This is a genomic window from Bradyrhizobium sp. 14AA (assembly GCF_054185205.1).
In genome coordinates, this window is sequence record NZ_JAVAYM010000033.1 from 1 (window position 1) to 23,671 (window position 23,671).

Genomic DNA, 23,671 nt, shown 5'->3' on the forward strand with positions numbered 1-23,671 from the left:
GGATTTCATCAGGGCCAGCGGTCATAAACCCCGCACCAACAGGCCGGACATATGACCGAAGCAGACCAACTCGTTCGATACTTCAAAAAGCGCTTGCCAATAGGGGCCGTCCACATATGACGAGGAGAGGCCACGGCCCCCAAACAAAAACCCCGGCCTTTCGGCCGGGGCTCGTGTCCGTTCTCTCTGGCCTATCGCTTAGTCGCGCTGGCCGAGAAGCTGCAGGAGCAGCGTGAACAGGTTGATGAAGTTCAGGTACAGCGACAGCGCGCCGGTGATGGCCGCACGCTCTGCGATGTCACCGCCGGCCGAGGCGTAGCCGTAGATGTAGTCGTTCTTGAGCCGCTGGGTATCCCAGGCGGTGAGGCCCGCGAACACCAGCACGCCGACCACCGACACGATGAACTGCAGCATCGAGCTGGCCAGGAACAGGTTCACCAGGCTCGCGATGATGATGCCGATCAGGCCCATGAACAGGAACGAGCCCATCCCGGTCAGATCACGCTTGGTGGTGTAGCCGTAGAGGCTCAGCGCACCGAAGGTCGCCGCGGTGATGAAGAACACCCGCACGATCGAGGTGTGGGTGAACACCAGGAAGATCGACGACAGCGAGATGCCCATCAGCGCCGAGAACACCCAGAACAGGATCTGGGCGGTCGAGGGAGCGAGACGGTTGATGCCCGCCGAGATCACGAACACCATGGCGAGCGGCGCGAGCATGAACAGCCACTTCAGGGGGCTGACGAACATCGCGTAGCCGAACGGCGTCAGGAACAGCTTGCCGACGCGGACGGCGTCCGCGGTCGGAACGTCGGTCACGGCGGCCATGTAGACACCGAGCGCGGCAAGGCCGGTGATGGCCAGGCCGATGCTCATGTAGTTGTAGATGCGCAGCATGTAGGCGCGCAGGCCGGCATCGACCGTCGCGGCGTCAACACGCCCGGCGGCCCTGCCGAAAGGAGAAGCGTAGTTACGGTCTAGGTCCGACATGGTCGAATTCCCGTTGGTTGGCCGGTCCGGCATGAGGGTCGCCATGCCGCCGGTTCGTCAAACTCTATCTCGGATACCGATGTCTGCCGACTAAATTTTGGCTAACAATCGGGGGCTCCGAACCCATTGGATATGTGGGAAACTAACACATTCGCCGCAACCTTCCACGCGCGGCTGAATGTCGCCCTTGGCGGCAATCCTGACGCGAACCTGACGAGCGGTCGTGGTTAATCGCGGGAATCGTGCGATTCCGCCCTCCTGCGGCGACCCGCTACCATTTGTCACAAATTCCGCAACACCGTCGCGGGCTTTTTGTTCAACGCCAGCAGCGTGCCCGCGAGCCCGAGCCCGACCGTGACGACGAGAGCGGCCGCGACCACACCGGCCGCGCTGCCGGCCTGCCAGACGAAACTCAGCGTCATCAGCCGCGTCACGATCATCCAGGCGGCGATGCTGCCCGCGAATACGCCGAACACCGCGGTCGCGAGCCCGATCAGCAGGTATTCGAGTGCATAGGCGCCGAGCAGCCGCAGCCGCGTCGCGCCCAGCGTCTTCAGGATCACCGCGTCATAGACCCGGTGCCGGTGGCCGGCGGCGAGCGCACCACCCAGCACCAGGATCGCCGAGATCAGGGTCACCGCGCTGGCGCCGCGAATCGCCAGCGCCAGATTGGTCACGACCGATCCGACCGTCTCCATCACCTCGCGCACGCGCACGCTCGTCACCATCGGATAGGCGTCCGCGACCTGCTTGATGATCTTGCCGTCGCCGGCCGCATCGCCGCCCGCTTCCGTCAGCGTCGCGATGTGGGTATGCGGCGCGCCCTTGAAGGCATTCGGCGAGAACACCAGCACGAAATTGATGCCCATCCCCTGCCAGTCGATGGTGCGCAGATTGCCGATCCTGGCCGGAATGTCGCGGCCCAGCACGTTGACCACGACCTCGTCGTCGAGCTTGAGGCCAAGTCCGTCCGCGATCTTCTTCTCCATCGAGACCAGCGGCGGGCCGGAATAGTCGGCGCTCCACCATTCGCCCTCGACCACCTTGGAACCCTTCGGCAATTCGCCGGTATAGGTCAGGCCGCGGTCGCTTTGCAGCACCCACTCCGAATCGGTGGTGGGCTTGAGCTCCTCGGCGCGCAGCCCGCGCGCGGCGACGATGCGCCCGCGCAGCATCGGCACGTCCTCGATCGTCGCGCCCGGCGCGATCTGCCGGAGATAGAGGTCGAACTGCTCGGCCTGTGTGCTCGGGATGTCGATGAAGAAGAACGACGGTGCGCGGTCCGGCAGGGCTGCGAGGAACTGCCGGCGCAGATTGCCGTCGATCTGGGTGATGGTGACGAGCACGGCGAGTCCAAGGCCCAGCGACAGCACGACGGAGGGTGTCAGCGCGCCCGGCCGGTGGATGTTGGCGATCGCAAGCCGCAGCATCGGCAGACGCGTCCGCGGCAGCCGGCGCGCGATTGTCATCAGCAGGGCGGCGATGCCGCGCAGCAGGGCGAACACGACGACGGAGGAGGCCACGAATACAGCGGCGATGCGCTTGTCGAACGACAAGCCGATCACGACCGCGATGAGCAGGGTAATCACGATGGCCATAAAGACGAGATAGCTCCAGCGCGGCCGGTGCCATTGGGAGCTGATGGTGTCGCGGAACAGCGCGGCCACGGGGACGTCGTGCACGCGCCCGAGCGGCCACAGGCCGAAGGCGAGGGCCGTCAGGAGCCCATAGACGAAGGACAGCGCAAGCTCGTCGGCATGCACGGCGGGCACCACCGGCAGCGGCAGCAGCTTGCCGAACAGGCCGACGATGGCGAACGGCATCGCCGCGCCGAGCGCAAGTCCGATCACGGAGCCGATGCCCGCGAGCAGCAGGACCTGCGCGAGATAGATTCCGAACACGTCGCGCCCGGTGGCGCCGACGGCCTTGAACGCCGCGATCACCTCGAGCCGGCGGTCGATATGGCTCTTGACGGCATTGGCAACGCCGACGCCGCCGACCAGCAGTGCGGCGAGGCCGACCAGGGTCAGGAATTGCGTGAACCGGCTGATGTTGCGCTCGAGCTGCGGCGAGGCATTGGAGCGGCTGCGGATCTCCCAGCCGGCCTGCGGCGCGGCGCTCCGCGCATCCGCGATGAAAGCCTCGGTGGCGCGCTCGCCGTTGGCGGCATCGGGCAGTTTCACCCGGTAGACCCAGCGCACCAGGCTGCCGGGCTGGATCAGGCCGGTGGCGCGCAGGCCCGCCTCGCTGATCAGGAAGCGCGGTCCGAAGCCGATGCCGCCGGCAAGCTTGTCGGGTTCGGCTTCGACGGTCGAGCGGATCTGGAAGGTCGCGGAGCCAATGGTGACGCGGTCGCCGGTCCTCAGCGACAGCCGCGCCAGCAGCGTCGGATCGGCGGCCGCGCCGAACGCGCCGTCGCGTTCTGCAAGGACGTCGGACATCGGCAGCTGTGGCGCCAGCGTCAGCTGTCCCAGCATCGGATAGGTGTCGTCGACCGCCTTCATCTCGACCAGTGCGAGCTGGCCATCGGCCGAGCGCGCCATGCCGCGCAGGGTCGCGGCGGTCGAGACGGTGCCGCGCGAGCGCAGGAAGGCGACTTCGTCCGGCTTGGCCTCGCGCTGGAACAGCACGAAGGAGACGTCGCCGCCGAGCAGCGTGCGGCCTTCGCGCGCGAGACCGTCGCTGAGACTCGCCGACACCGAGCCGACGCCGGCAATCGCCATGACGCCGAGCGCGATGCAGGCGATGAAGACGTAGAAGCCGCGCAAGCCCCCGCGCAATTCGCGCAGCGCGTAGCGCAGCGACAGCGCGACGCCGCCCGGCTTCGCAAACGGTTCGGCCGGGGCGCTCATGCCGGTGCGGACTGCGTGTCGATGCGCCCGGAGCGCAGGCGGATCACGCGATCGCAGCGATGCGCAAGCGAGGAATCATGCGTCACCAGCACCAGCGTCATGCCGCGCTCGGCATGCTTGCTGAACAGGAGATCGACGATCTGCTTGCCGGTGGCTTCATCGAGATTGCCGGTCGGCTCGTCGGCGACGAGGATGGCGGGATCGGGCGCCAGCGCGCGGGCGAGCGCCACGCGCTGCTGCTCGCCGCCGGACAGTTGCGTCGGATAATGATGCAGGCGATCGCCGAGCCCGACCGATTGCAGCTCCTGCGCCGCGCGCCTGGCGGCATCGGGGTTGCCGGCGAGCTCCAGCGGCACGGCGACGTTCTCCAGCGCCGTCATGGTCGGGATCAGATGAAAGGACTGGAAGACGATGCCGACCTGGCGGCCGCGGAAGCGGGCGAGCGCGTCCTCATCGAGGGCATTGAAAGGTGTGCCTGATACCACCACCTCTCCGCTATCAGGACGCTCCAGCCCCGCCATCACCATCAGCAGCGTGGATTTGCCCGAGCCTGACGGGCCGATCAGGCCAATGGTCTCGCCCGAGGCCACCCGCAAGCTGATATCCTTGAGGATGTGAACGCGTGCAGCCCCCGTACCCAATGAGAGATTGACGTTGGAGATGGCGATGGTGTCCGGCGAGGTGCCGGCGAGTGAAGAGGGATCGATGCGAGTGTCCATGGTCCGGTCATATGGCAACTCCGCACGCGCGGTCGAGAGGCGTTACGGATTGTTCATGCACATAGCCGTGTTGATGCTCGCCTTCATGACAATGGCGAACCCGGCCCGGGCGGGCGCGACAAAACCGGTCAAGCTTGTCGTCCTCGGCGATTCCCTGAGCGCCGGCCTCGGCCTCCCGGCCCAGGAGGCATTCCCCCAAAAACTCAAAAAAGCCTTGCAGGACAAAGGTATAGATGTCGACATGACCAATGCCGGGGTATCCGGCGACACCGCCTCCGGCGGCCGCGACCGGCTCGACTGGTCGGTGTCCGACGGAACCGACGGCGTGATCATCGAGCTCGGCGCCAACGACGCGCTGCGCGGCATCGACCCCGGCCTGACGCGCGCTGCGCTGACCGACATCGTCCAGCGCCTCAAGGCTCGCAAGATCGCGGTGATGCTGTGCGGCATGCTGGCGCCGCCGAACTACGGCGCCGACTACGCCGCGCGCTTCGATTCGATTTATCCGGATCTGGCGAAAAAATTCGACGTGCCGCTCTATCCGTTCTTTCTCGACGGAGTTGCGGCCGACGCCAAGCTCAACCAGGCCGACGGCATTCATCCGACCGCGAAAGGCGTCGACATCATCGTCGGCAAGATCATGCCCACGGTGGAGGCATTCATTGGCACGATCGCTGAGCAACGGCGTTGAAAAGCAGGCAGCGCCAGCCGTAATTCCCAGGGTTTTCCCGGGGTGGGGCGCGCGATGCTTCGCAGAGTCACACAACTGCGATAGGAATTAGAGTACAGATGATTCGTCGCCGGCTCTAAAATTTGGATATGGTCTCTCTCTGGGATCATGCCCAAGCATCGGGAGTGCTGAACGATGCCGCGTTTGTTCACTGGTCTGGAAATCCCGACCGAGGTCTGCCAGACGCTTTCCAATTTGCGAGGTGGCCTTCCAGGCGCCCGCTGGATCGATCCCGAAAATTATCACGTCACCCTGCGCTTCATCGGCGATATCGACGGCCTGTACGCCAACGAGATCGCCTCGATGCTGTTTCGCGTCGACCGCAAGCCGTTCGAGGTCAAGGTGCAGGGGCTGACGAGTTTTGGCGGCCGCAAACCGAGGGCAGTCGTCGCGACGATCGCACCGAGCAAGCCGCTGATGGAATTGCAGGCCGAGCTCGAGCGGATGATGCAGCGGATCGGTCTCGATCCGGAGGGACGCAAGTTCATCCCGCACGTCACGCTCGCCCGTCTGCACGACGCCTCCGACCGCGACGTCGCCGACTATCTCTCGCTGCGCGGCTACTTCCCGAGCAAGGCATTCATGGCCGAGCGTTTTGTCTTGTTCTCGTCGCGGGCGTCCACGGGCGGTGGCCCGTACATCGTCGAGGATGCCTACGAGCTGTGTGAGTAGCGCAACTCTCGTGCCCCGGCCGCAGAGCCGGGGCCCAGCGTTCCGCGATGGCGATGTACGAAATAGTGGGTCCCGGCTCTGCGCAGCGTCACTGCGTGCGGCAGCGCGTCCGGGACACGAAACCGCATACCCCGTCCACCAATTCACGGCTTGCAATTTCCGCCCATCTCTGGCGGTAAGGAGCCATGCTCTCGACCCCCAGTTCCCCGTTCGGCGAAGCGTATCAGGCCGAGGTCGCCTCCGGCGCGATCGAGCCCGATGCCGCGCAAGCCGAAGTTGCCGAAGCCTATGCCGCGCTGGATCTGCGGCTGGCGAACTACAAGCCGCAGCGCAAGCAGGGCCTGCTCAGCCGCCTGTTCAGCGGCGGCGACAAGGACGATGCGCCGCGCGGGCTCTACATCCATGGCGAGGTCGGCCGCGGCAAGACCATGCTGATGGATCTGTTCTTCCAGCACTCTTCCGTCGAGCACAAGCGGCGCGCGCATTTCCACGAATTCATGGCGGACGCGCATGAGCGCATCTATGACTACCGCCAGAGCATCGCGCGCGGCGAGATCGCCGACGGCGACGTCATCGCGCTCACCGCGAACGCGATCTTCGAGGAGAGCTGGCTGCTCTGCTTCGACGAATTCCACGTCACCGACATCGCGGACGCGATGATCCTGGGGCGTCTGTTCGCTAAATTGTTCGAGCTCGGCACCGTCGTGGTCGCGACCTCCAACGTCGCGCCCGACGATCTCTACAAGGGCGGCCTGAACCGGTCGCTGTTCCTGCCCTTCATCAAGCAGATCACCGACCACATGGACGTCGCGCGGCTCGATGCGCGCACCGACTTCCGGCTGGAAAAACTTCAGGGCGTGCCGATGTGGCTGACGCCGGCGGACGGCGATGCCGACGCCGCGCTTGACCGCGCCTGGTCGAAAATGTCCGGCGGCGCCAAATGCAGGTCGCGCGATATTTCGATCAAGGGCCGCATCCTGCACGTGCCTTGCTCGGCCCATGGCGTGGCGCGGTTCTCGTTCGCCGATCTCTGCGAGAAGCCGCTCGGTGCATCCGACTACCTCAGGCTCGCGCACGACTATCACACCATCCTGGTCGACCATATTCCAGTGATGGACCTCTCCCAGCGCAATGCCGCCAAGCGCTTCATCACGCTGATCGACACGCTCTATGACAATGCCGTGAAACTGATGGCCTCGGCCGATGCCAACCCGATTTCGCTCTACCTTGCCCACGAGGGCAACGAGGCCAACGAGTTCAAGCGGACCGCCTCACGCCTGATCGAAATGAGCTCGAAATCCTATCTGGCGCTGCCTCACGGCCGCAAGGATTCCACCGCCAGCGGCTCCACCAAGGGCCTGGTGGAGACTTAAGTCCTATTTGCCAGCGCTGTCATTCCGGGGCGTCGCGACGCGACGAGCCCGTAATGACGGCTGTGCGCTTGTATACGCGGCAAGCCCGACAATTGGGCAACCGGCGACTTGAACGGGGGAGGCGAAAGGGATAACCACCCGTCTCAGTTTTCCCTCCTTACGTGTCTAAAGGACAGGCTCACATGGCGCGCGACAAGATTGCTTTGATTGGCTCCGGTCAGATCGGCGGAACGCTGGCTCACCTCATCGGCCTGAAAGAACTGGGCGACGTCGTGATGTTCGACATCGCCGAGGGCGTGCCCCAGGGCAAGGCGCTCGACATCGCGCAGTCCTCGCCGGTCGACGGTTTTGACGCGCATTACACCGGCGCCAACTCCTACGAAGCACTCGACAACGCCAAGGTCTGCATCGTCACCGCCGGCGTGCCGCGCAAGCCCGGCATGAGCCGCGACGACCTCCTCTCCATCAACCTCAAGGTCATGGAGCAGGTCGGCGCCGGCATCAAGAAGTACGCCCCCGACGCCTTCGTCATCTGCATCACCAACCCGCTCGACGCGATGGTCTGGGCGCTGCAGAAGGCTTCCGGTCTGCCGCACAAGAAGGTCGTCGGCATGGCCGGCGTGCTGGATTCGTCGCGCTTCCGCTACTTCCTGGCCGACGAATTCAACGTCTCCGTTGAGGACGTCACCGCCTTCGTGCTCGGCGGCCATGGCGACACCATGGTGCCGCTGGTGAAGTACTCCACCGTTGCCGGCATCCCGCTGCCCGACCTCGTCAAGATGGGCTGGACCTCGCAGGCGCGCCTCGACGAGATCGTCGACCGCACCCGCAACGGCGGCGCCGAGATCGTCAACCTGCTCAAGACCGGCTCGGCGTTCTACGCCCCGGCGGCGTCCGCGATCGCGATGGCCGAGAGCTATCTGCGTGACAAGAAGCGCGTGCTGCCCTCGGCCGCCTACCTGAACGGCGAATACGGCGTGAAGGACATGTATGTCGGCGTGCCCGTCGTGATCGGCTCCAAGGGCGTCGAGCGCGTCGTCGAGATCGAGCTCGCCGGCAAGGACCGCGAGGCCTTCGACAAGTCGGTCGGCGCCGTACAGGGCCTGGTCGACGCCTGCAAGAAGATCGCCCCCGATCTTCTCGGCCGCTAAGCGCCAGCAATTCCCGCCGAAGACTGGAAACCGGTCTTCGGCGGTTTCACTTCCGGGGCCCGGCTGCAAGTCTTGTTAAAGGCTGGTGGGGTCCGGTTTCAGCAGTCCAGAGATCTCGAAGTCAAAGAATCCGGGTTGCAGTTCCTGTGGTATATGGTATGCCAGCCACAAGACTGAGGTGGGCCCTTGAGGTCACCGCCCGCGGGTTCAGGGAGCGACCATATGAATATTCATGAATATCAGGCCAAAGCGCTGCTCAGCGAGTTCGGCGTAGCGATCTCCAAGGGCGTGCCCGTCCTGAAGCCCTCCGACGCGGAAGCCGCCGCCAAGGCGCTGCCGGGGCCGGTCTATGTGGTGAAGAGCCAGATCCATGCCGGTGGCCGCGGCAAGGGCAAGTTCAAGGAAGCCTCTGCCGGCGACAAGGGCGGCGTGCGCATCGCCAAGTCGGCCGCCGAGGTCACCGAGTTCGCCAAGCAGATGCTCGGCGCCACCCTCGTGACGATCCAGACCGGTCCCGCCGGCAAGCAGGTCAACCGCCTCTACATCGAGGACGGCTCCGACATCGACAAGGAGTTCTACCTTTCGCTGCTGGTCGACCGCGAAACCTCGCGCGTCTCCTTCGTCGTCTCGACCGAGGGCGGCGTCAACATCGAGGACGTCGCGCACAACACGCCCGAGAAGATCGTGACCTTCTCGGTCGATCCCGCGACCGGCATCATGGGCCATCACGGCCGCACCGTTGCCAACGCGCTGAAGCTGTCCGGCGATCTCGCCAAGCAGGCCGAGAAGCTCACCGCACAGCTCTACGCGGCCTTCGTCGCCAAGGACATGTCGATGCTGGAGATCAACCCGCTGGTCGTGACCAAGCAGGGCCAGCTCCGCGTGCTCGACGCCAAGGTGTCGTTCGACGACAACGCGCTGTTCCGTCATCCCGAGGTGCTCGCGCTGCGCGACGAGACCGAGGAAGACGCCAAGGAAATCGAGGCGTCCAAGTACGACCTCAACTACGTCACCCTCGACGGCAACATCGGCTGCATGGTCAACGGCGCCGGTCTCGCCATGGCGACGATGGATATCATCAAGCTCTACGGCATGGCGCCGGCGAACTTCCTCGACGTCGGCGGCAGCGCCAGCAAGGAGAAGGTCGCGGCCGCGTTCAAGATCATCACCGCCGATCCCAACGTGAAGGGCATCCTGGTCAACATCTTCGGCGGCATCATGAAGTGCGACGTGATCGCCGAGGGCGTCACGGCTGCGGTTCGTGAAGTCGGCCTCAGCGTGCCGCTGGTGGTCCGCCTCGAGGGCACCAATGTCGAGCTCGGCAAGAAGATCATTCGGGAATCCGGACTGAACGTGGTGCCGGCCGACAATCTCGACGACGCCGCGCAGAAGATCGTGAAGGCCGTCAAGGGAGGCTAAGGCCATGACCCAGGACCATCTCGCCGCATCATCTCCGCTCCCCGAGCACGCGCGCCTTGCCGCGTTCGCCGGCGAATGGGATGGCGAAGAGGTGGTCTTCCCGTCGCGCTGGACGGCGGGCGGGCCGGCCACCTCGCGAACCGTCGCGCGCATGGACCTCAACGGATTCTACCTGATCCAGGACGCGGTCCAGATGCGCGACGGCAAGCAGAGTTTTGCCACCCACGGCCTCTTCACCTTCGACCGCGACGACCGGACCTACAAATTGTTCTGGTACGACTCGCTCGGCTACACGCCGCCCTCGCCCGCTTCCGGCGGGTGGGTCGGCAAGACCCTGACGCTGGTGCGCGGCTCGCTCCGCGGCAATGCGCGCCACGTCTACGAGATCATCGACGACAATTCCTACTCGTTGAAGATCCAGTTCTCGCCGGACGCGGAAGGCTGGGCCGACGTGCTCACCGGCGTCTACCGCCGCATCCACTGACCCTCTCACTCTGTTAGTTTCGCGAAAGCAGACCTCATGTCCATCCTCATCGACAAGAACACCAAGGTCATCTGCCAGGGCTTCACCGGCAAGAACGGCACCTTCCACTCCGAAGCCGCGATTGCCTATGGCACCAAGATGGTCGGCGGCACCTCGCCGGGCAAAGGCGGCGCGACGCATCTGGGCCTGCCGGTGTTCGACACCGTGCGCGATGCGCGTGAGAAGACCGGCGCCGACGCGTCGGTGATCTACGTGCCGCCGCCGGGCGCGGCGGATGCGATCTGCGAAGCCATCGACGCCGAGATCCCGTTGATCGTCTGCATCACCGAAGGCATTCCTGTTATCGACATGGTGCGCGTGAAGCGTTCGCTGGCCGGTTCCAAGTCGCGCCTGATCGGGCCGAACTGCCCGGGCGTCATGACCGCCGGCGAGTGCAAGATCGGCATCATGCCCGCCAACATCTTCAAGACCGGCTCGGTCGGCATCGTCTCCCGCTCCGGCACGCTCACCTACGAAGCCGTGTTCCAGACCTCCCAGGAAGGCCTCGGCCAGACCACCGCGGTCGGCATCGGCGGCGACCCGGTCAAGGGAACCGAGTTCATCGACGTCCTGGAAATGCTGCTCGGCGACCCCAAGACCGAATCGATCATCATGATCGGCGAGATCGGCGGTTCCGCCGAGGAGGATGCCGCCCAGTTCCTCAAGGACGAGGCCAAGCGCGGCCGCAAGAAGCCGATGGTCGGCTTCATCGCCGGTGTTACCGCACCTCCCGGCCGCCGCATGGGTCATGCCGGCGCGATCATCTCGGGCGGCAAGGGCGATGCCGGTTCCAAGACCGAGGCGATGAAATCGGCAGGGATTACAGTGTCCCCGTCGCCCGCGCGGCTCGGCCATACGCTTGCCGAAAAGTTGAAGGGCTAATTCACTTCTTCGTGCTTTTCCGGGCGAAGTTTCGCAGCAAATAGGATAAATGGTGCCTGTCGCGCTGAGCCTCTGCCGGGGAGCTCAGCGCCAGCGCCGTTTGTTATGCGCGAACCGAAATCGCCAGGAACTCAAGTATGTCTCGCCAGGACGCGAACGCAGCCTTTGCCCTCTCATCCTTTTTGCAGGGCACCAACGCCACCTACATCGACGAAATCTACGCCCGCTACGAGAAGGACCCGTCCTCGGTCGACGCCGAGTGGCAGGAGTTCTTCAAGAGCCTCAACGACCACCCCGGTGACATCAGCAAGAACGCCGAGGGTCCGTCCTGGGAGCGCGCCAACTGGCCGCTGACACCGCAGGATGACCTGACCTCCGCCCTCGACGGCAACTGGGCCGAGGTCGAGAAGGCGGTCGGTGCCAAGATCGCCGCCAAAGCGCAGGCCAAGGGGGGTGACAAGGGCGCCGGTCTCTCCTCCGCCGATCTGCTCCAGGCGACGCGCGACTCCGTCCGCGCCCTGATGCTGATCCGCTCCTACCGCATGCGCGGTCACTTCCATGCCAAGCTCGATCCGCTCGGCATCGAAGCCCAGCGCAACCGTGAAGAGCTCGATCCCCGCACCTACGGCTTCACCGAAGCCGATTTCGACCGCAAGATCTTCCTCGATCACGTGCTCGGCCTCGAATACGGCACCTTGCGCGAGATCACCGCGATCTGCGAGCGCACCTACTGCCAGACGCTCGGCGTCGAGTTCATGCATATCAGCAATGCCGCGCAGAAGGCCTGGATCCAGGAGCGCATCGAGGGTCCGGATAAGGAGATCTCGTTCACCCGCGAAGGGCGTCGCGCCATCCTGATGAAGCTGGTCGAGACCGAAGGCTTCGAAAAATTCTGCGACACCAAGTTCACCGGCACCAAGCGCTTCGGTCTGGACGGCGGTGAATCGCTGATCCCCGCGCTCGAGCAGATCATCAAGCGTGGCGGCAATCTCGGCGTGAAGGAGATCGTGCTGGGCATGCCGCACCGCGGCCGCCTCAACGTGCTGACCCAGGTGATGGGCAAGGCGCACCGCGCCCTGTTCCACGAATTCAAGGGCGGCTCGGCCAACCCCGACGCGGTCGAAGGCTCCGGCGACGTCAAATATCACCTCGGCGCCTCCTCGGACCGCGAGTTCGACGGCAACCGCATCCATCTGTCGCTGACCGCCAACCCCTCGCATCTCGAGATCGTCGATCCCGTCGTGCTCGGCAAGGTTCGCGCCAAGCAGGACCAGCACGGCGATCCGCCGGATATGCGCATCTCGGTGCTGCCGCTCCTGATGCACGGCGACGCGGCATTCGCCGGCCAGGGCGTGGTCGCCGAATGTTTCGGCCTGTCCGACCTGAAGGGCTACCGCACCGGCGGCTCCGTCCACTTCATCGTCAACAACCAGATCGGCTTCACCACCTATCCGCGCTACTCGCGCTCCTCGCCCTATCCGTCGGACGTGGCGAAGATGATCGACGCGCCGATCTTCCACGTGAACGGCGACGATCCGGAAGCCGTGGTGTTCGCGGCCAAGGTCGCGATCGAATTCCGGCAGAAGTTCCACAAGCCCGTCGTCATCGACATGTGGTGCTATCGCCGCTACGGCCACAATGAGGGCGACGAGCCGGCATTCACTCAGCCGGTGATGTACAAGCGGATCGCGGCCCATGCCTCGACCCTCACCCTCTACTCCAGGCGCCTGATCGCCGAAGGCGTGGTCACCGAGGGTGAAGTCGACAAGCTGAAGGCCGACTGGCGCGCGCGGCTCGACGCCGAGTTCGAAGCCGGCACCTCCTACAAGCCGAACAAGGCCGACTGGCTCGACGGCAAGTGGTCCGGCTTCAAGATCGCCGATCAGGAAGAGGATGCGCGGCGCGGCGTCACCGGCGTCGACCTGCCCATCCTCAAGGACATCGGCCGCAAGATCACCAAGGTGCCGGATGGTTTCCGCGTTCACCGCACCATCCAGCGCTTCCTCGACAACCGCGCCAAGGCGATCGACACCGGCGCCGGCATCGACTGGGCGACCGGCGAAGCGCTGGCGTTCTGCACGCTGCTGCAGGAAAACCACCACGTCCGCCTGTCCGGACAGGATTCGGAGCGCGGCACCTTCTCGCAGCGTCACTCGGTCCTGATCGACCAGGAAGACGAGAGCCGTTACACGCCGTACAACCATCTCGGCAACGAGCAGGGCCATTACGAGGTCATCAACTCGCTGCTGTCGGAAGAAGCGGTGCTCGGCTTCGAATACGGCTATTCCCTCGCCGAGCCGAACACGCTGACCCTCTGGGAAGCCCAGTTCGGCGACTTCGCCAACGGCGCGCAGGTCGTGTTCGACCAGTTCATCTCCTCGGGCGAGCGCAAATGGCTGCGCATGTCCGGCCTCATCTGCCTGCTGCCGCACGGCTATGAGGGCCAGGGACCGGAGCACTCCTCGGCGCGTCTGGAGCGTTACCTGCAGATGTGCGCCGAAGACAACATGCAGGTGGTCTACCCGACCACGCCGGCGAACTACTTCCACGCGCTGCGCCGCCAGCTTCATCGCGAGATCCGCAAGCCGCTGATCATGATGACGCCGAAGTCGCTGCTGCGCCACAAGCGGGCGGTGTCGCGTCTCGAGGAGCTTGCGAAGGGAACGACCTTCCACCGCATCCTCTATGATGACGCCCAGATGCTGCCGAACGAGGCGGTCAAGCTCGTCCCCGACGAGAAGATCCGCCGCATCGTGCTGTGCTCCGGCAAGGTCTATTACGACCTCTACGAGGAGCGCGAGAAGCGCGGCATCGACGACATCTACCTGATGCGCGTCGAGCAGCTCTATCCGGTGCCGCTGAAGGCGCTGGTGGCCGAGTTGTCGCGCTTCAAGAAGGCCGAAGTGGTGTGGTGCCAGGAAGAGCCCCGCAACATGGGTGCCTGGCACTTCATCGAGCCCTATCTGGAATGGGTGCTGAACCAGGTGAACGGTGTGAGCCGGCGTCCGCGTTATGTCGGCCGCGCCGCCTCCGCCGCGACCGCCACGGGTCTGATGTCCAAGCATCAGGCGCAGCTGAAGGCGTTCCTGGACGAAGCACTGAGCTGAATTTTTTGAACTGCGTCATGCCCCGCCTTGTGCGCAACCAGCGCACCGGAGCGGGGCATCCAGTAACCGTGACGCGAATGCGAACGTCCCGGCTCGCTGGATGGCCTGCATTTCGCAGGCCGATGACACCTGAATTCACGACCGCACCGGCGATCTCCTTAAGGAAAAGACCATGACTGAAATTCGTGTGCCGACGCTCGGCGAATCCGTCACCGAGGCCACCATCGGCCGCTGGTTCAAGAAGGCCGGCGATCCCGTCGCCGTCGACGAGCCCTTGGTGGAGCTCGAGACCGACAAGGTCACCATCGAAGTCCCCGCGCCCTCCGCCGGCACGCTGAGCGAGATCATCGCTGCTGACGGTGCGACGGTTGCGGTCGGTGCGCTGCTCGGCCAGATCACTGACGGTGCCGGTGCGGCAAAGCCCGCCGCTGCGCCCGTCAAGCCTGCCGCTGCCGCGCCCGCTGCTGCCGCACCGGCTCCGGCCGCGAAGGCGCCGCCGGCCGACGCGCCGCTCGCCCCGTCCGTGCGCAAGCTCTCCGCCGAGACCGGCGTCGATGCCTCGACCGTTCCGGGCTCCGGCAAGGACGGCCGCGTCACCAAGGGCGACATGCTCGCCGCGATCGAGCGTGCGGCCTCCGCGCCGACCCCGGTCAACCAGCCCGCCGCCGCCGTTCAGGTGCGCGCACCGTCGCCAGCCGATGACGCCGCCCGCGAAGAGCGCGTCAAGATGACCCGCCTGCGCCAGACCATCGCGCGCCGCCTCAAGGACGTGCAGAACACCGCGGCCATGCTGACGACCTTCAACGAGGTCGACATGACCAACGTGATGGCGCTGCGTGCCCACTACAAGGATGCGTTCGAGAAGAAGCATGGCAGCAAGCTCGGCTTCATGGGCTTCTTCACCAAGGCCGTCGTGCAGGCGCTGAAGGACATCCCGGCCGTCAACGCCGAGATCGACGGCACCGACCTGATCTACAAGAACTACTATCACATCGGCGTCGCCGTCGGCACCGACAAGGGCCTCGTCGTGCCCGTGGTGCGCGACTGCGATCACAAGTCGATCGCCGACATCGAGAAGGGCATCGCCGATTTCGGCCGCCGCGCCCGTGACGGCCAGCTCAAGATCGACGAGATGCAGGGCGGCACCTTCACCATCACCAACGGCGGCATCTACGGCTCGCTGATGTCGACCCCGATCCTGAACGCGCCGCAGTCGGGCATCCTCGGCATGCACAAGATCCAGGAGCGTCCGATGGTCGTCGGCGGCAAGATCGAGGTCCGCCCGATGATGTATCTAGCGCTGTCCTACGATCACCGCGTGATCGACGGCAAGGAAGCCGTCACCTTCCTGGTTCGCGTCAAGGAAAGCCTGGAAGATCCGGCTCGCCTGGTGCTCGATCTCTGATCCCTGATGCTCTGCGAGCGCCGTCGCCCATCGCGACGGCGCGTGTCGAACCATGGAGGCGCGCGTGACGGATAAAGTCGTTGTCATCACCGGCGGCAGCCGCGGTATCGGGCGGGCGACCGCGATTGCGGCGGCCGCGCGCGGCTTCCGCGTCGTGGTCGGCTATGCCAGCAACAAGCAGGCCGCCGACGAGGTGGTCTCCGAGATCGAGGCCAGCAACGGCAAGGCCATCGCGGTGAAATGCGACGTGGCCGAGGAAAGCGACATCCTCGCGCTGTTCAGGGAAGCCGACAAGTTCGGCACGCTCGGTGCTCTCGTCAACAACGGCGGCATCGTCGGCAAGAGCGGCGTGCGGGTCGACGAGATGTCGGCCGAGCGCATCCAGCGCGTGATGGCGGTCAACGTCACCGGCTCCATCCTCTGCGCGCGCGAAGCGGTCAAGCGGATGTCGACCAAGCATGGCGGCAAGGGCGGCGTCATCGTCAACCTGTCGTCGGTCGCAGCCCGGCTCGGCGCACCCAACACTTATGTCGACTACGCCGCGTCGAAGGGCGCGGTCGATTCCTTCACCGTCGGCCTCGGCCACGAGGTCGCGGGCGAAGGCATCCGCGTCGCCGCGATCCGTCCCGGCCTGATCGACACCGAAATCCACGCCGCCGGCGGCGAGCCTGACCGCGCCCATCGTCTGGCCCATATGGTGCCGATGAAGCGCGTCGGCACCGCCGACGAAATCGCCAACGCCATCGTCTGGCTGATGTCGGACGAGGCCTCCTACGTCACCTCAGCCATTCTCGATGTGTCCGGCGGACGCTGACGCACCGGCGGACGCTGACACATCCTCATCACGCTAAACTCACGGGACTTCCTCTCATGGCTACCTACGATCTCGTCGTCATCGGCACCGGACCGGGCGGTTATGTCTGCGCGGTGCGCGCCAGCCAGCTCGGCATGAAAGTCGCCGTGGTCGAAAAGAACGCAACCCTCGGCGGCACCTGCCTCAATGTCGGCTGCATGCCGTCGAAGGCGCTGCTGCACGCCTCCGAAATGTTCGAGGAAGCCGGGCATTCCTTCGCCAAGATGGGCGTCAGCGTTTCCGCGCCGAAGCTCGAATTGCCGGCGATGATGAACTTCAAGCAGCAGGGCATCGACGGCAACGTGAAGGGCGTCGAGTTCCTGATGAAGAAGAACAAGATCGACGTGCTCAAGGGCACCGGCAAGATCCTGGGCACCGGCAAGGTGGAAGTCTCCGCCGACGGCAAGTCGCAGGTCGTCGAGACCAGGAACATCGTGATCGCCACCGGCTCGGACATCGCGCGTCTCAAGGGCATCGAGATCGACGAGAAGCGCATCGTCTCGTCCACCGGCGCGCTGTCGCTGGACAAGGTGCCCGGCAAGCTGCTCATCGTCGGCGCCGGCGTGATCGGCCTCGAGCTCGGCTCGGTGTGGAAGCGACTCGGCGCTGAAGTCGTCGTCGTCGAATTCCTGGATCGCATCCTGCCCGGCATGGACGGCGAGATCGCCAAGCAATTCCAGCGCATCCTGGAAAAGCAGGGCTTTGCCTTCAAGCTCGGCGCCAAGGTCACCGGCGTCGACACGTCAGGCAAGACGCTGAAGGCGACGATCGAGCCCGCAGCCGGCGGCGCCGCTGAGTCGCTCGAAGCCGACGTCGTGCTGGTCTGCATCGGCCGCGTGCCCTACACCGACGCGCTCGGCCTGAAGGAAGCCGGCGTCGCGCTCGACCCCCGCGGTCGCGTGCAGATCGATCCGCATTTCGCCACCAGCCTGAAGGGCGTCTATGCCATCGGCGATGTCGTCGCCGGCCCGATGCTCGCGCACAAGGCCGAGGACGAAGGCGTTGCGGTCGCGGAGATCATCGCCGGCCAGGCCGGCCATGTGAATTACGACGTTATCCCAGGCGTCGTGTATACCACCCCGGAAGTGTCCTGCGTCGGCAAGACCGAGGAAGAACTGAAGCAGGCGGGCGTGGCTTATACCGTCGGGAAGTTTCCCTTTACCGCCAATGGCCGCTCCAAGGTCAACCAGACCACTGACGGCTTTGTGAAGATTCTCGCAGATGCGAAGACCGATCGCGTGCTCGGCGTGCACATTATCGGCATTGAGGCCGGCGAAATGATCCATGAAGCGTGCGTTCTGATGGAATTTGGCGGCAGTGCGGAAGATCTCGCCCGCACCTGCCACGCCCATCCGACCCGCTCGGAGGCGGTCAAGGAAGCCGCGCTTGCAGTCGGCAAGCGGGCCATCCATATGTAGGTTCGCGCCTAGCGACGAATCGGGCGGGAAACACATGCTGCGCCGCCTTCTTCAACCGGTCTGGGTCCTGCTTGCGATCATCTTCCTGATCGAAGCCTGGCTGTGGGACCATCTTGAGCCGATCGTCGCGCGGGTTGTCGCAATCATCCCACTTGCGCGCTTCAAGCAGTGGCTGTCGGATCGCGTCGATGCGCTGTCGCCGGCGATGACGCTGATCGTCTTCGCCGTGCCGATCATCCCGCTGTTTCCGCTCAAGCTGGTCGGCCTGTGGCTGCTCACGCATGAGTACTGGACCAGCGCGGTCTTCACGATCGTGTTCGCAAAGCTCGCCGGCGTCGGCGTCACCGCCTTCGTGTTCGACGTGACGCGCGACAAGCTGCTGGAGATGCACTGGTTCGAGCGGCTCTACGAACTGGTGCTGAAGGTGCGTGCCAAGGCCGCCGAGCTGGTCGATCCGATCAAGCGCCGCATCCGCGAGCTGATCACCGGCAACGGCGAAGGCTGGTCCTCCCGCACGCTGCGCCTGATCCAGCGCTTCCGCAAGAGCGTGCACGAAGCGCGCTGAGCGTCGCGGTGGTAACGGTGGCGGTTGGTGAGCTAAAGCTTTCGCCAACTCTCAGGTGTCGTCCCGGCGAAGGCCGGGACCCATACCGCGTGATCTATCGATTGCGAACGGCATAAGTACCGAACGACGAGCCTTCGCCAAACTTCTCCCTGGGGTTATGGGTCCCGGCCTTCGCCGGGACGACAGCGGAGCAAGTGCGCCTCAACCCCTCAATGCAAATGCACCAGATGCGGCCACCACAGGCCGAGTGCGGTCATGAGGAGGCCGGCGAGCGTCAGGATGCCGCCGACATAGGCGAGTGCGATCATGCCGGTGATGATGGTGGCGGACGCCAGCACGATGCCGATCTGGAAGGCGGCGGACGCGAGCTCGAAGTGATGGTACTTCGCGGTCGCCTCGTCGCGCTCGTGCTCGGCGTGCTTGGCCTTCTCGGCGAGCTGCTCGGTGCCTTCGCCGGTCTCGGGCTCGGAGCGGTAGCGCTGCGCGGTCTTGGTCCAGTCGTCGACCTGCTTCTGCACGCTCGCCTTGGCGGCCTCGTCGGTCGTGGTGCCGAGTGTCAGCTTGCCCTGCTCGGCCGCGGTGATCACCACGGTGCGCCGGATGCTCTTGGCCTGGAAGAACGCCCAGAGATTGGCGGCCTCGACGTTCTTGCTGATCGATTCGGTCTGGGCGCCCTTGCCGAGCGTCTCCGAGATTGCCAGGAACAGCGCCAGCACGGCGATCAGCAGGGCGATCTTCTTGTTCGAGCCGGACGCGTGTTCGGCGTGCTCGGCGTGCTCCATGCTTTCATGTGCGCTCATAAATCCCTCCTGGCTCGGTTCCCCACGATTGACCGAACCGCGGGCGCCGCGCAAGAGGCAAGGCAGTTATGACGTCAGTGTGTCAGCGCCAATTCTTCAGCGTCTTGGATGCGCACTGGCATAGACTTCCAGCAGCCGCTCGGAATCGATGCCGGTGTAGACCTGCGTGGTCGAGAGCGAGGAATGTCCGAGCAATTCCTGGATCGCGCGCAAGTCCCCGCCGCGCGACAGCAGATGCGTGGCGAAGGAATGGCGGAGCGCGTGCGGCGTCGCGCTGTCGGGCAGGCCGAGCGCGCCCCGCAGCCGCTCCATCGCGAGCTGGATGATGCGCGGGCTCAAGGGGCCGCCGCGCGCGCCGACGAAGATCGGCCCTTCCGCCGGCAGTGGATACGGGCACATCGAAACGTATTCCTGCACCAGCTCCAGCACGTTCTGCAGCACCGGCACCATGCGGGTCTTGTTGCCTTTGCCGGTGACGATCAGCACGTCGCCTTCGCCGGGCCGCGGCACCTCGCGGCGCTTCAGGCCAAGCGCTTCGGAGATGCGCAGGCCCGAGCCATAGAGCAGCGCCATCACCGCGGCGTCGCGCGCCAGAATCCAGGTTTCGCGATCCTCGCCGGCCCGCTCGTCGGCATCAGCCAGGCGTTTGGCCGACGCCATCGGCAGCGGCTTCGGCAAGGTCTTGGCCACTTTCGGGGCGCGGATCGCCGACAATGCGCCGACCTTGCCCTTGCCCTCGCGTTCGAGAAAACGTCCGAAGGAACGCAGGCCCGCCAGCGCGCGCATCAGCGAGCGGCCGGCGATGTCGTCGGCGCGGCGCATCGCCATGAAGGCGCGCACGTCGGTGGCCTCCAGCGCGGAGAAGCGCTTGAGCGTCACGCGCTCGCCCCAATGGCTGCAAAGGAAATCCAGGCACTGCCGCAAGTCGCGGCCATAGGCCTCCAGCGTCTTCGGCGAGAGCCGCCGCTCGGCGCCGAGGTGCGACAGCCAGCGTGCCATCTCCTGCGCGATCGAGGGATCGGCGCTGGCGAGCTCGATGGGTGGGGCCGCTTTGCTCATGCGCTCTGGACGTAATGATTCCGCACAGTATATCGCATCACACTCGTTTATCGTTCGCTAAGGCCGCCCCACGGCGCTAGCTTTCCGCCCCCGGGTTCCGATTCTCCGTCCAAGTCCTCTGCCAAGCCAGTTCATGGATCACACGTCGCGCCGCACGACCGCCCCCACCAACGCGACCGGCATGGTCGACGTGCTGGTGCCGGTCGCGCTCGACCAGACCTATTCCTACAAGGTGCCGCGCGGGATGGAGCTGAAGGCGGGCGATCTCGTCGGTGTGCCGCTCGGCCCGCGCGAGGTGCTAGCCGTGGTCTGGGGGGAAAACGCCAACCCCGATCCGCGCCTGCACAACCGGCTCAAGGAGGTCAGCGAGAAGCTCGACATTCCGCCGCTCAAGCCCGAATTGCGTTCGGTGGTCGACTGGGTCGCCAATTACACGCTGAGCCCGCGCGGCATGGTGCTGCGCATGTGCCTGCGGATGGGCGAGAACCTCGGCCCCGAGCGGGTGCGCGCCGGCGTGCGCCTGGTCGGCGATCCCCCAAAGCGGCTGACGCCGGCGCGGCAGCGCCTGATCGAGGTGCTGTCGGACCGGCTGCTGCACGCCAAGTCCGAGGCGGCGAAAGAGGCGGGCGTCTCGGCCGGCGTGATCGACGGGCTTGTCGACGAAGGCACGCTCACGGTCGAGCCGATGCCGCCGCCGCCACCGCCGCCGGCCCCCGATCCGGATTTCGGCCGGCCGGATTTTTCGCCGCTCCAGCGCACCGCCGCCGATACGATGCGCGCGCTCGCAGCCAACGGCACCTTCCACGTCGCGCTGCTCGATGGCGTCACCGGCTCGGGCAAGACCGAAGTCTATTTCGAGGCCGTTGCGGAGGCGATCCGCCGCGGCAGGCAGTCGCTGATCCTGATGCCGGAGATCGCGCTCACCGGCCAGTTCCTCGACCGCTTCGCGCAACGCTTTGGCGTGCGGCCGATCGAATGGCATTCCGAGCTCACCCCGCGCACCCGCGCGCGCAATTGGGCGGCGATCTCCGGAGGCACGGCGCCGGTCGTGGTCGGCGCGCGCTCGGCGCTGTTTCTGCCCTACGCCGATCTCGGCCTCATCGTCGTCGATGAAGAGCACGACCAGGCCTACAAGCAGGACGAGGGCGTGCATTATCATGCCCGCGACATGGCGGTGGTGCGCGCGCATATCGCCAAGATCCCGGTCGTGCTGGCCTCCGCAACGCCGTCGGTCGAGTCCGAGGTCAATGCGCGCAAGAACCGTTATCAGCGCATCGCGCTGCCCTCGCGCTTCGGCGGTCAGCACATGCCGCATATCGAGGCCATCGACATGCGCCGCGAGCCGCCCGCGCGCGGCCGTTTCATCTCGCCGCGCCTGGCTGGCGAGATCAGAACCGCGATCGAAAAGCGCGAGCAGGCGTTGCTGTTCCTCAATCGTCGCGGCTATGCGCCGCTGACGCTGTGCCGTGGTTGCGGCCATCGCTTCGCCTGCACCATCTGCGATGCCTGGCTGGTCGATCACCGCTTTCGCCAGCGCCTCGTCTGTCACCATTGCGGCTTCTCGATGCCGCGCCCGCATATCTGCCCGAACTGTTCGGCCGAGGAATCGCTGGTCGCCGTTGGTCCCGGCGTGGAGCGCCTGCAGGAGGAGGCGGCCGCACTGTTCCCGGACGCGCGCACCATGGTGCTGTCGAGCGATCTCATCACCTCGATCGAGACGATGCGTAGCGAGCTTGCCGAGATCGCGGAGGGCCGCGTCGACATCATCATCGGCACGCAACTCGTCGCCAAGGGCCACAATTTTCCGCGGCTCAATCTCGTCGGCGTGGTCGATGCCGATCTCGGCCTGTCCAATGGCGATCCGCGCGCGGCGGAGCGCACCTGGCAATTGCTCAACCAGGTGATTGGCCGCGCCGGGCGCGAGCAGGGCCGCGGCGTCGGCTATCTCCAGACCCACCAGCCCGATCATCCCGTGATGAAGGCGCTGATCGCCTGCGACCGCGAGGCCTTCTACGACAGCGAGATCGACCTGCGCGAACGCACGCTCTATCCGCCGTTCGGACGGCTCGCGAGCCTGATCATCTCCGCGGGCGACCGCCCGAGCGCGGAAGGTCTTGGCCGCCGTCTCGTCGCGCTCGCGCCGCGCGACGAGCGCGTGGTGGTGCTGGGACCGGCGGAGGCGCCGCTTGCCGTCATCAAGGGCCGCTACCGCTTCCGCATCCTGGTGAAATCGGCGCGCGGTTTTGATCTGTCGGATTACTTGCGCAACTGGCTCGCGGTCTGCCCGAAGCCGAAGGGCAATCAGAAGCTCGAAGTCGACGTCGATCCGCAGAGCTTCTTGTAGGGCCCCAGTGTGCCCCGGACGCGGCGCGGCGCCCTTCAGCGCTGCGCTGCAGAGCCGGGGCCCATGTCGCAAAGCAGCCCGCCGCTTCTGGGTCCCGGCTCTGCGCAGCAACGCTCGCGCGTTGCCGCTTGTCCGGGACACATGCGGGATGACGGGACGAAAAAAAGCCCGTGGTCCCCCAAGACCACGGGCTTGTTTCATGCGCGCATCAAACTGATGAAAACTGCGCGCGCGATCCGAGGCGCTGCTTGCGCCTTAGGAGACGACTTCCGCGGTGACGCGGCCGACGCCGGCGCCGGTGAGGCCGATGGCGCGGGCTGCGCCCGTGGAGAGGTCGAGGACACGGCCGCGGATGAACGGGCCACGGTCATTGATGGTGACGATGACGCTCGACCCGCCATGGGTGACGCGCAGCTTGGTGCCGAACGGCAGCGAACGGTGCGCTGCGGTCATGGCGTTCTGGTTGAAGCGCTGGCCCGAGGCAGTCCGGCTGCCGGACTCGTTGCCGTAATAGGAGGCCATGCCCGAGAAGCTGTGGCCCGAGCCCGACGACGGCGTCATCGACGCATTGGCGTTGCGCCAATCGGGGGTCGCGTTGGTATCGGCCTGGGCGTGGTGGCGGTGATGGTGCCGGTGATGCCTGGATTTGGCGGAAGCCTCGGTGGCAGTTCCACCGACGATGAGAGTTGCGGCGACGAAAGCGATCGCCGTGCGCGGCCGGGTCACAGAGCCCAGCGTCTTCAATGACAGCATTTAGTGGTCCCTAATCTAGTATTGCCACATATGTGGCTAGTGGAGCCCCCATCAGT

General features: G+C 65.5%; 19 protein-coding genes. 13 read left to right on the forward strand and 6 right to left on the reverse strand.

What is annotated here, in order from left to right; translation table 11 throughout:
* Window positions 1-198: 198 nt before the first annotated feature.
* The 3 genes from RAD15_RS38445 to RAD15_RS38455 all read right to left on the reverse strand — a co-directional run bounded on the left by RAD15_RS38445 (window position 199) and on the right by RAD15_RS38455 (window position 4,561).
* Entirely contained in the window at window positions 199-990 is a 792-nt protein-coding gene (locus RAD15_RS38445) for a Bax inhibitor-1/YccA family protein (protein WP_026312126.1), read from the reverse strand.
* Between the two features lie 281 nt (window positions 991-1,271).
* On the reverse strand, window positions 1,272-3,842 hold the full coding sequence (locus RAD15_RS38450; protein ID WP_458183914.1) for an ABC transporter permease: 2,571 nt from the start codon (window positions 3,840-3,842) through the stop codon (window positions 1,272-1,274).
* A complete protein-coding gene (locus RAD15_RS38455) occupies window positions 3,839-4,561 on the reverse strand; it encodes an ABC transporter ATP-binding protein (protein ID WP_458183915.1) in 723 nt (240 codons plus the stop codon). Before RAD15_RS38455 ends, RAD15_RS38450 begins: the two co-directional genes overlap by 4 nt.
* Window positions 4,562-4,616: 55 nt before the next feature.
* On the opposite strand from RAD15_RS38455, the gene RAD15_RS38460 reads away from it, so the two are divergent.
* The 12 genes from RAD15_RS38460 (at window position 4,617) to RAD15_RS38515 (ending at window position 18,659) form a co-directional block, all read left to right on the forward strand.
* Window positions 4,617-5,252, forward strand: a complete 636-nt coding sequence (locus RAD15_RS38460) for an arylesterase (protein WP_458183968.1) — start codon at window positions 4,617-4,619, stop codon at window positions 5,250-5,252.
* Window positions 5,253-5,426: 174 nt separating this feature from the next.
* Window positions 5,427-5,963 carry an RNA 2',3'-cyclic phosphodiesterase gene (gene thpR / locus RAD15_RS38465; RefSeq protein ID WP_458183916.1) on the forward strand — a complete coding sequence of 179 codons (537 nt, stop codon included), beginning with the start codon at window positions 5,427-5,429 and terminating at the stop codon, window positions 5,961-5,963.
* 185 nt (window positions 5,964-6,148) lie between these two features.
* Complete coding sequence (gene zapE / locus RAD15_RS38470; protein WP_458183917.1) at window positions 6,149-7,336, forward strand: cell division protein ZapE; 1,188 nt, start codon at window positions 6,149-6,151, stop codon at window positions 7,334-7,336.
* Between the two features lie 182 nt (window positions 7,337-7,518).
* Window positions 7,519-8,487 (forward strand): malate dehydrogenase, encoded by a 969-nt coding sequence (mdh, locus tag RAD15_RS38475; RefSeq protein WP_094972741.1) that lies wholly within the window; start codon window positions 7,519-7,521, stop codon window positions 8,485-8,487.
* A 222-nt stretch (window positions 8,488-8,709) separates the two neighbouring features.
* On the forward strand, window positions 8,710-9,906 hold the full coding sequence (gene sucC, locus RAD15_RS38480; RefSeq protein WP_458183918.1) for an ADP-forming succinate--CoA ligase subunit beta: 1,197 nt from the start codon (window positions 8,710-8,712) through the stop codon (window positions 9,904-9,906).
* A gap of 4 nt (window positions 9,907-9,910) precedes the next feature.
* The gene (locus tag RAD15_RS38485; protein WP_458183919.1) at window positions 9,911-10,390 is read left to right on the forward strand and encodes a DUF1579 family protein; all 480 of its coding nucleotides are present in this window, start codon (window positions 9,911-9,913) and stop codon (window positions 10,388-10,390) included.
* Between the two features lie 36 nt (window positions 10,391-10,426).
* Entirely contained in the window at window positions 10,427-11,311 is an 885-nt protein-coding gene (sucD, locus tag RAD15_RS38490; RefSeq protein WP_458183920.1) for a succinate--CoA ligase subunit alpha, read from the forward strand.
* A gap of 137 nt (window positions 11,312-11,448) precedes the next feature.
* Complete coding sequence (locus RAD15_RS38495; protein WP_458183921.1) at window positions 11,449-14,418, forward strand: 2-oxoglutarate dehydrogenase E1 component; 2,970 nt, start codon at window positions 11,449-11,451, stop codon at window positions 14,416-14,418.
* 172 nt (window positions 14,419-14,590) lie between these two features.
* A complete protein-coding gene (odhB, locus tag RAD15_RS38500; protein ID WP_458183922.1) occupies window positions 14,591-15,823 on the forward strand; it encodes a 2-oxoglutarate dehydrogenase complex dihydrolipoyllysine-residue succinyltransferase in 1,233 nt (410 codons plus the stop codon).
* 52 nt (window positions 15,824-15,875) lie between these two features.
* Complete coding sequence (locus RAD15_RS38505) at window positions 15,876-16,637, forward strand: SDR family oxidoreductase (RefSeq protein WP_458183923.1); 762 nt, start codon at window positions 15,876-15,878, stop codon at window positions 16,635-16,637.
* Between the two features lie 56 nt (window positions 16,638-16,693).
* The gene (lpdA, locus tag RAD15_RS38510) at window positions 16,694-18,094 is read left to right on the forward strand and encodes a dihydrolipoyl dehydrogenase (RefSeq protein ID WP_458183924.1); all 1,401 of its coding nucleotides are present in this window, start codon (window positions 16,694-16,696) and stop codon (window positions 18,092-18,094) included.
* A 34-nt stretch (window positions 18,095-18,128) separates the two neighbouring features.
* On the forward strand, window positions 18,129-18,659 hold the full coding sequence (locus RAD15_RS38515; protein WP_458183925.1) for a hypothetical protein: 531 nt from the start codon (window positions 18,129-18,131) through the stop codon (window positions 18,657-18,659).
* 209 nt (window positions 18,660-18,868) lie between these two features.
* On the opposite strand, the gene RAD15_RS38520 is transcribed toward RAD15_RS38515, so the two are convergent.
* Together RAD15_RS38520 and RAD15_RS38525 are read right to left on the reverse strand one after the other, a co-directional pair.
* Window positions 18,869-19,459 carry a DUF4337 domain-containing protein gene (locus tag RAD15_RS38520; RefSeq protein WP_458183926.1) on the reverse strand — a complete coding sequence of 197 codons (591 nt, stop codon included), beginning with the start codon at window positions 19,457-19,459 and terminating at the stop codon, window positions 18,869-18,871.
* A 96-nt stretch (window positions 19,460-19,555) separates the two neighbouring features.
* Window positions 19,556-20,518: a tyrosine recombinase XerC gene (locus tag RAD15_RS38525; protein WP_458183927.1), complete on the reverse strand. Its 963-nt coding sequence runs from the start codon at window positions 20,516-20,518 to the stop codon at window positions 19,556-19,558.
* Window positions 20,519-20,651: 133 nt separating this feature from the next.
* Between RAD15_RS38525 and RAD15_RS38530 the strand changes: the two genes are divergently transcribed.
* On the forward strand, window positions 20,652-22,862 hold the full coding sequence (locus RAD15_RS38530; protein WP_458183928.1) for a primosomal protein N': 2,211 nt from the start codon (window positions 20,652-20,654) through the stop codon (window positions 22,860-22,862).
* Window positions 22,863-23,117: 255 nt separating this feature from the next.
* Here the strand turns inward: RAD15_RS38530 and RAD15_RS38535 are convergent, their stop codons facing one another.
* Window positions 23,118-23,615 (reverse strand): septal ring lytic transglycosylase RlpA family protein, encoded by a 498-nt coding sequence (locus tag RAD15_RS38535; RefSeq protein ID WP_458183929.1) that lies wholly within the window; start codon window positions 23,613-23,615, stop codon window positions 23,118-23,120.
* Window positions 23,616-23,671 lie beyond the last annotated feature (56 nt).

Bases quoted from the DNA above. Each gene is read 5' to 3' on its own strand.
- RAD15_RS38445 (WP_026312126.1), bottom strand. From the start codon at position 990: ATGTCGGACCTAGACCGTAACTACGCTTCTCCTTTCGGCAGGGCCGCC.
- RAD15_RS38450 (WP_458183914.1), bottom strand. From the start codon at position 3,842: ATGAGCGCCCCGGCCGAACCGTTTGCGAAGCCGGGCGGCGTCGCGCTG.
- RAD15_RS38455 (WP_458183915.1), bottom strand. From the start codon at position 4,561: ATGGACACTCGCATCGATCCCTCTTCACTCGCCGGCACCTCGCCGGAC.
- RAD15_RS38460 (WP_458183968.1), top strand. From the start codon at position 4,617: ATGCACATAGCCGTGTTGATGCTCGCCTTCATGACAATGGCGAACCCG.
- thpR (WP_458183916.1), top strand. From the start codon at position 5,427: ATGCCGCGTTTGTTCACTGGTCTGGAAATCCCGACCGAGGTCTGCCAG.
- zapE (WP_458183917.1), top strand. From the start codon at position 6,149: ATGCTCTCGACCCCCAGTTCCCCGTTCGGCGAAGCGTATCAGGCCGAG.
- mdh (WP_094972741.1), top strand. From the start codon at position 7,519: ATGGCGCGCGACAAGATTGCTTTGATTGGCTCCGGTCAGATCGGCGGA.
- sucC (WP_458183918.1), top strand. From the start codon at position 8,710: ATGAATATTCATGAATATCAGGCCAAAGCGCTGCTCAGCGAGTTCGGC.
- RAD15_RS38485 (WP_458183919.1), top strand. From the start codon at position 9,911: ATGACCCAGGACCATCTCGCCGCATCATCTCCGCTCCCCGAGCACGCG.
- sucD (WP_458183920.1), top strand. From the start codon at position 10,427: ATGTCCATCCTCATCGACAAGAACACCAAGGTCATCTGCCAGGGCTTC.
- RAD15_RS38495 (WP_458183921.1), top strand. From the start codon at position 11,449: ATGTCTCGCCAGGACGCGAACGCAGCCTTTGCCCTCTCATCCTTTTTG.
- odhB (WP_458183922.1), top strand. From the start codon at position 14,591: ATGACTGAAATTCGTGTGCCGACGCTCGGCGAATCCGTCACCGAGGCC.
- RAD15_RS38505 (WP_458183923.1), top strand. From the start codon at position 15,876: ATGGAGGCGCGCGTGACGGATAAAGTCGTTGTCATCACCGGCGGCAGC.
- lpdA (WP_458183924.1), top strand. From the start codon at position 16,694: ATGGCTACCTACGATCTCGTCGTCATCGGCACCGGACCGGGCGGTTAT.
- RAD15_RS38515 (WP_458183925.1), top strand. From the start codon at position 18,129: ATGCTGCGCCGCCTTCTTCAACCGGTCTGGGTCCTGCTTGCGATCATC.
- RAD15_RS38520 (WP_458183926.1), bottom strand. From the start codon at position 19,459: ATGAGCGCACATGAAAGCATGGAGCACGCCGAGCACGCCGAACACGCG.
- RAD15_RS38525 (WP_458183927.1), bottom strand. From the start codon at position 20,518: ATGAGCAAAGCGGCCCCACCCATCGAGCTCGCCAGCGCCGATCCCTCG.
- RAD15_RS38530 (WP_458183928.1), top strand. From the start codon at position 20,652: ATGGATCACACGTCGCGCCGCACGACCGCCCCCACCAACGCGACCGGC.
- RAD15_RS38535 (WP_458183929.1), bottom strand. From the start codon at position 23,615: ATGCTGTCATTGAAGACGCTGGGCTCTGTGACCCGGCCGCGCACGGCG.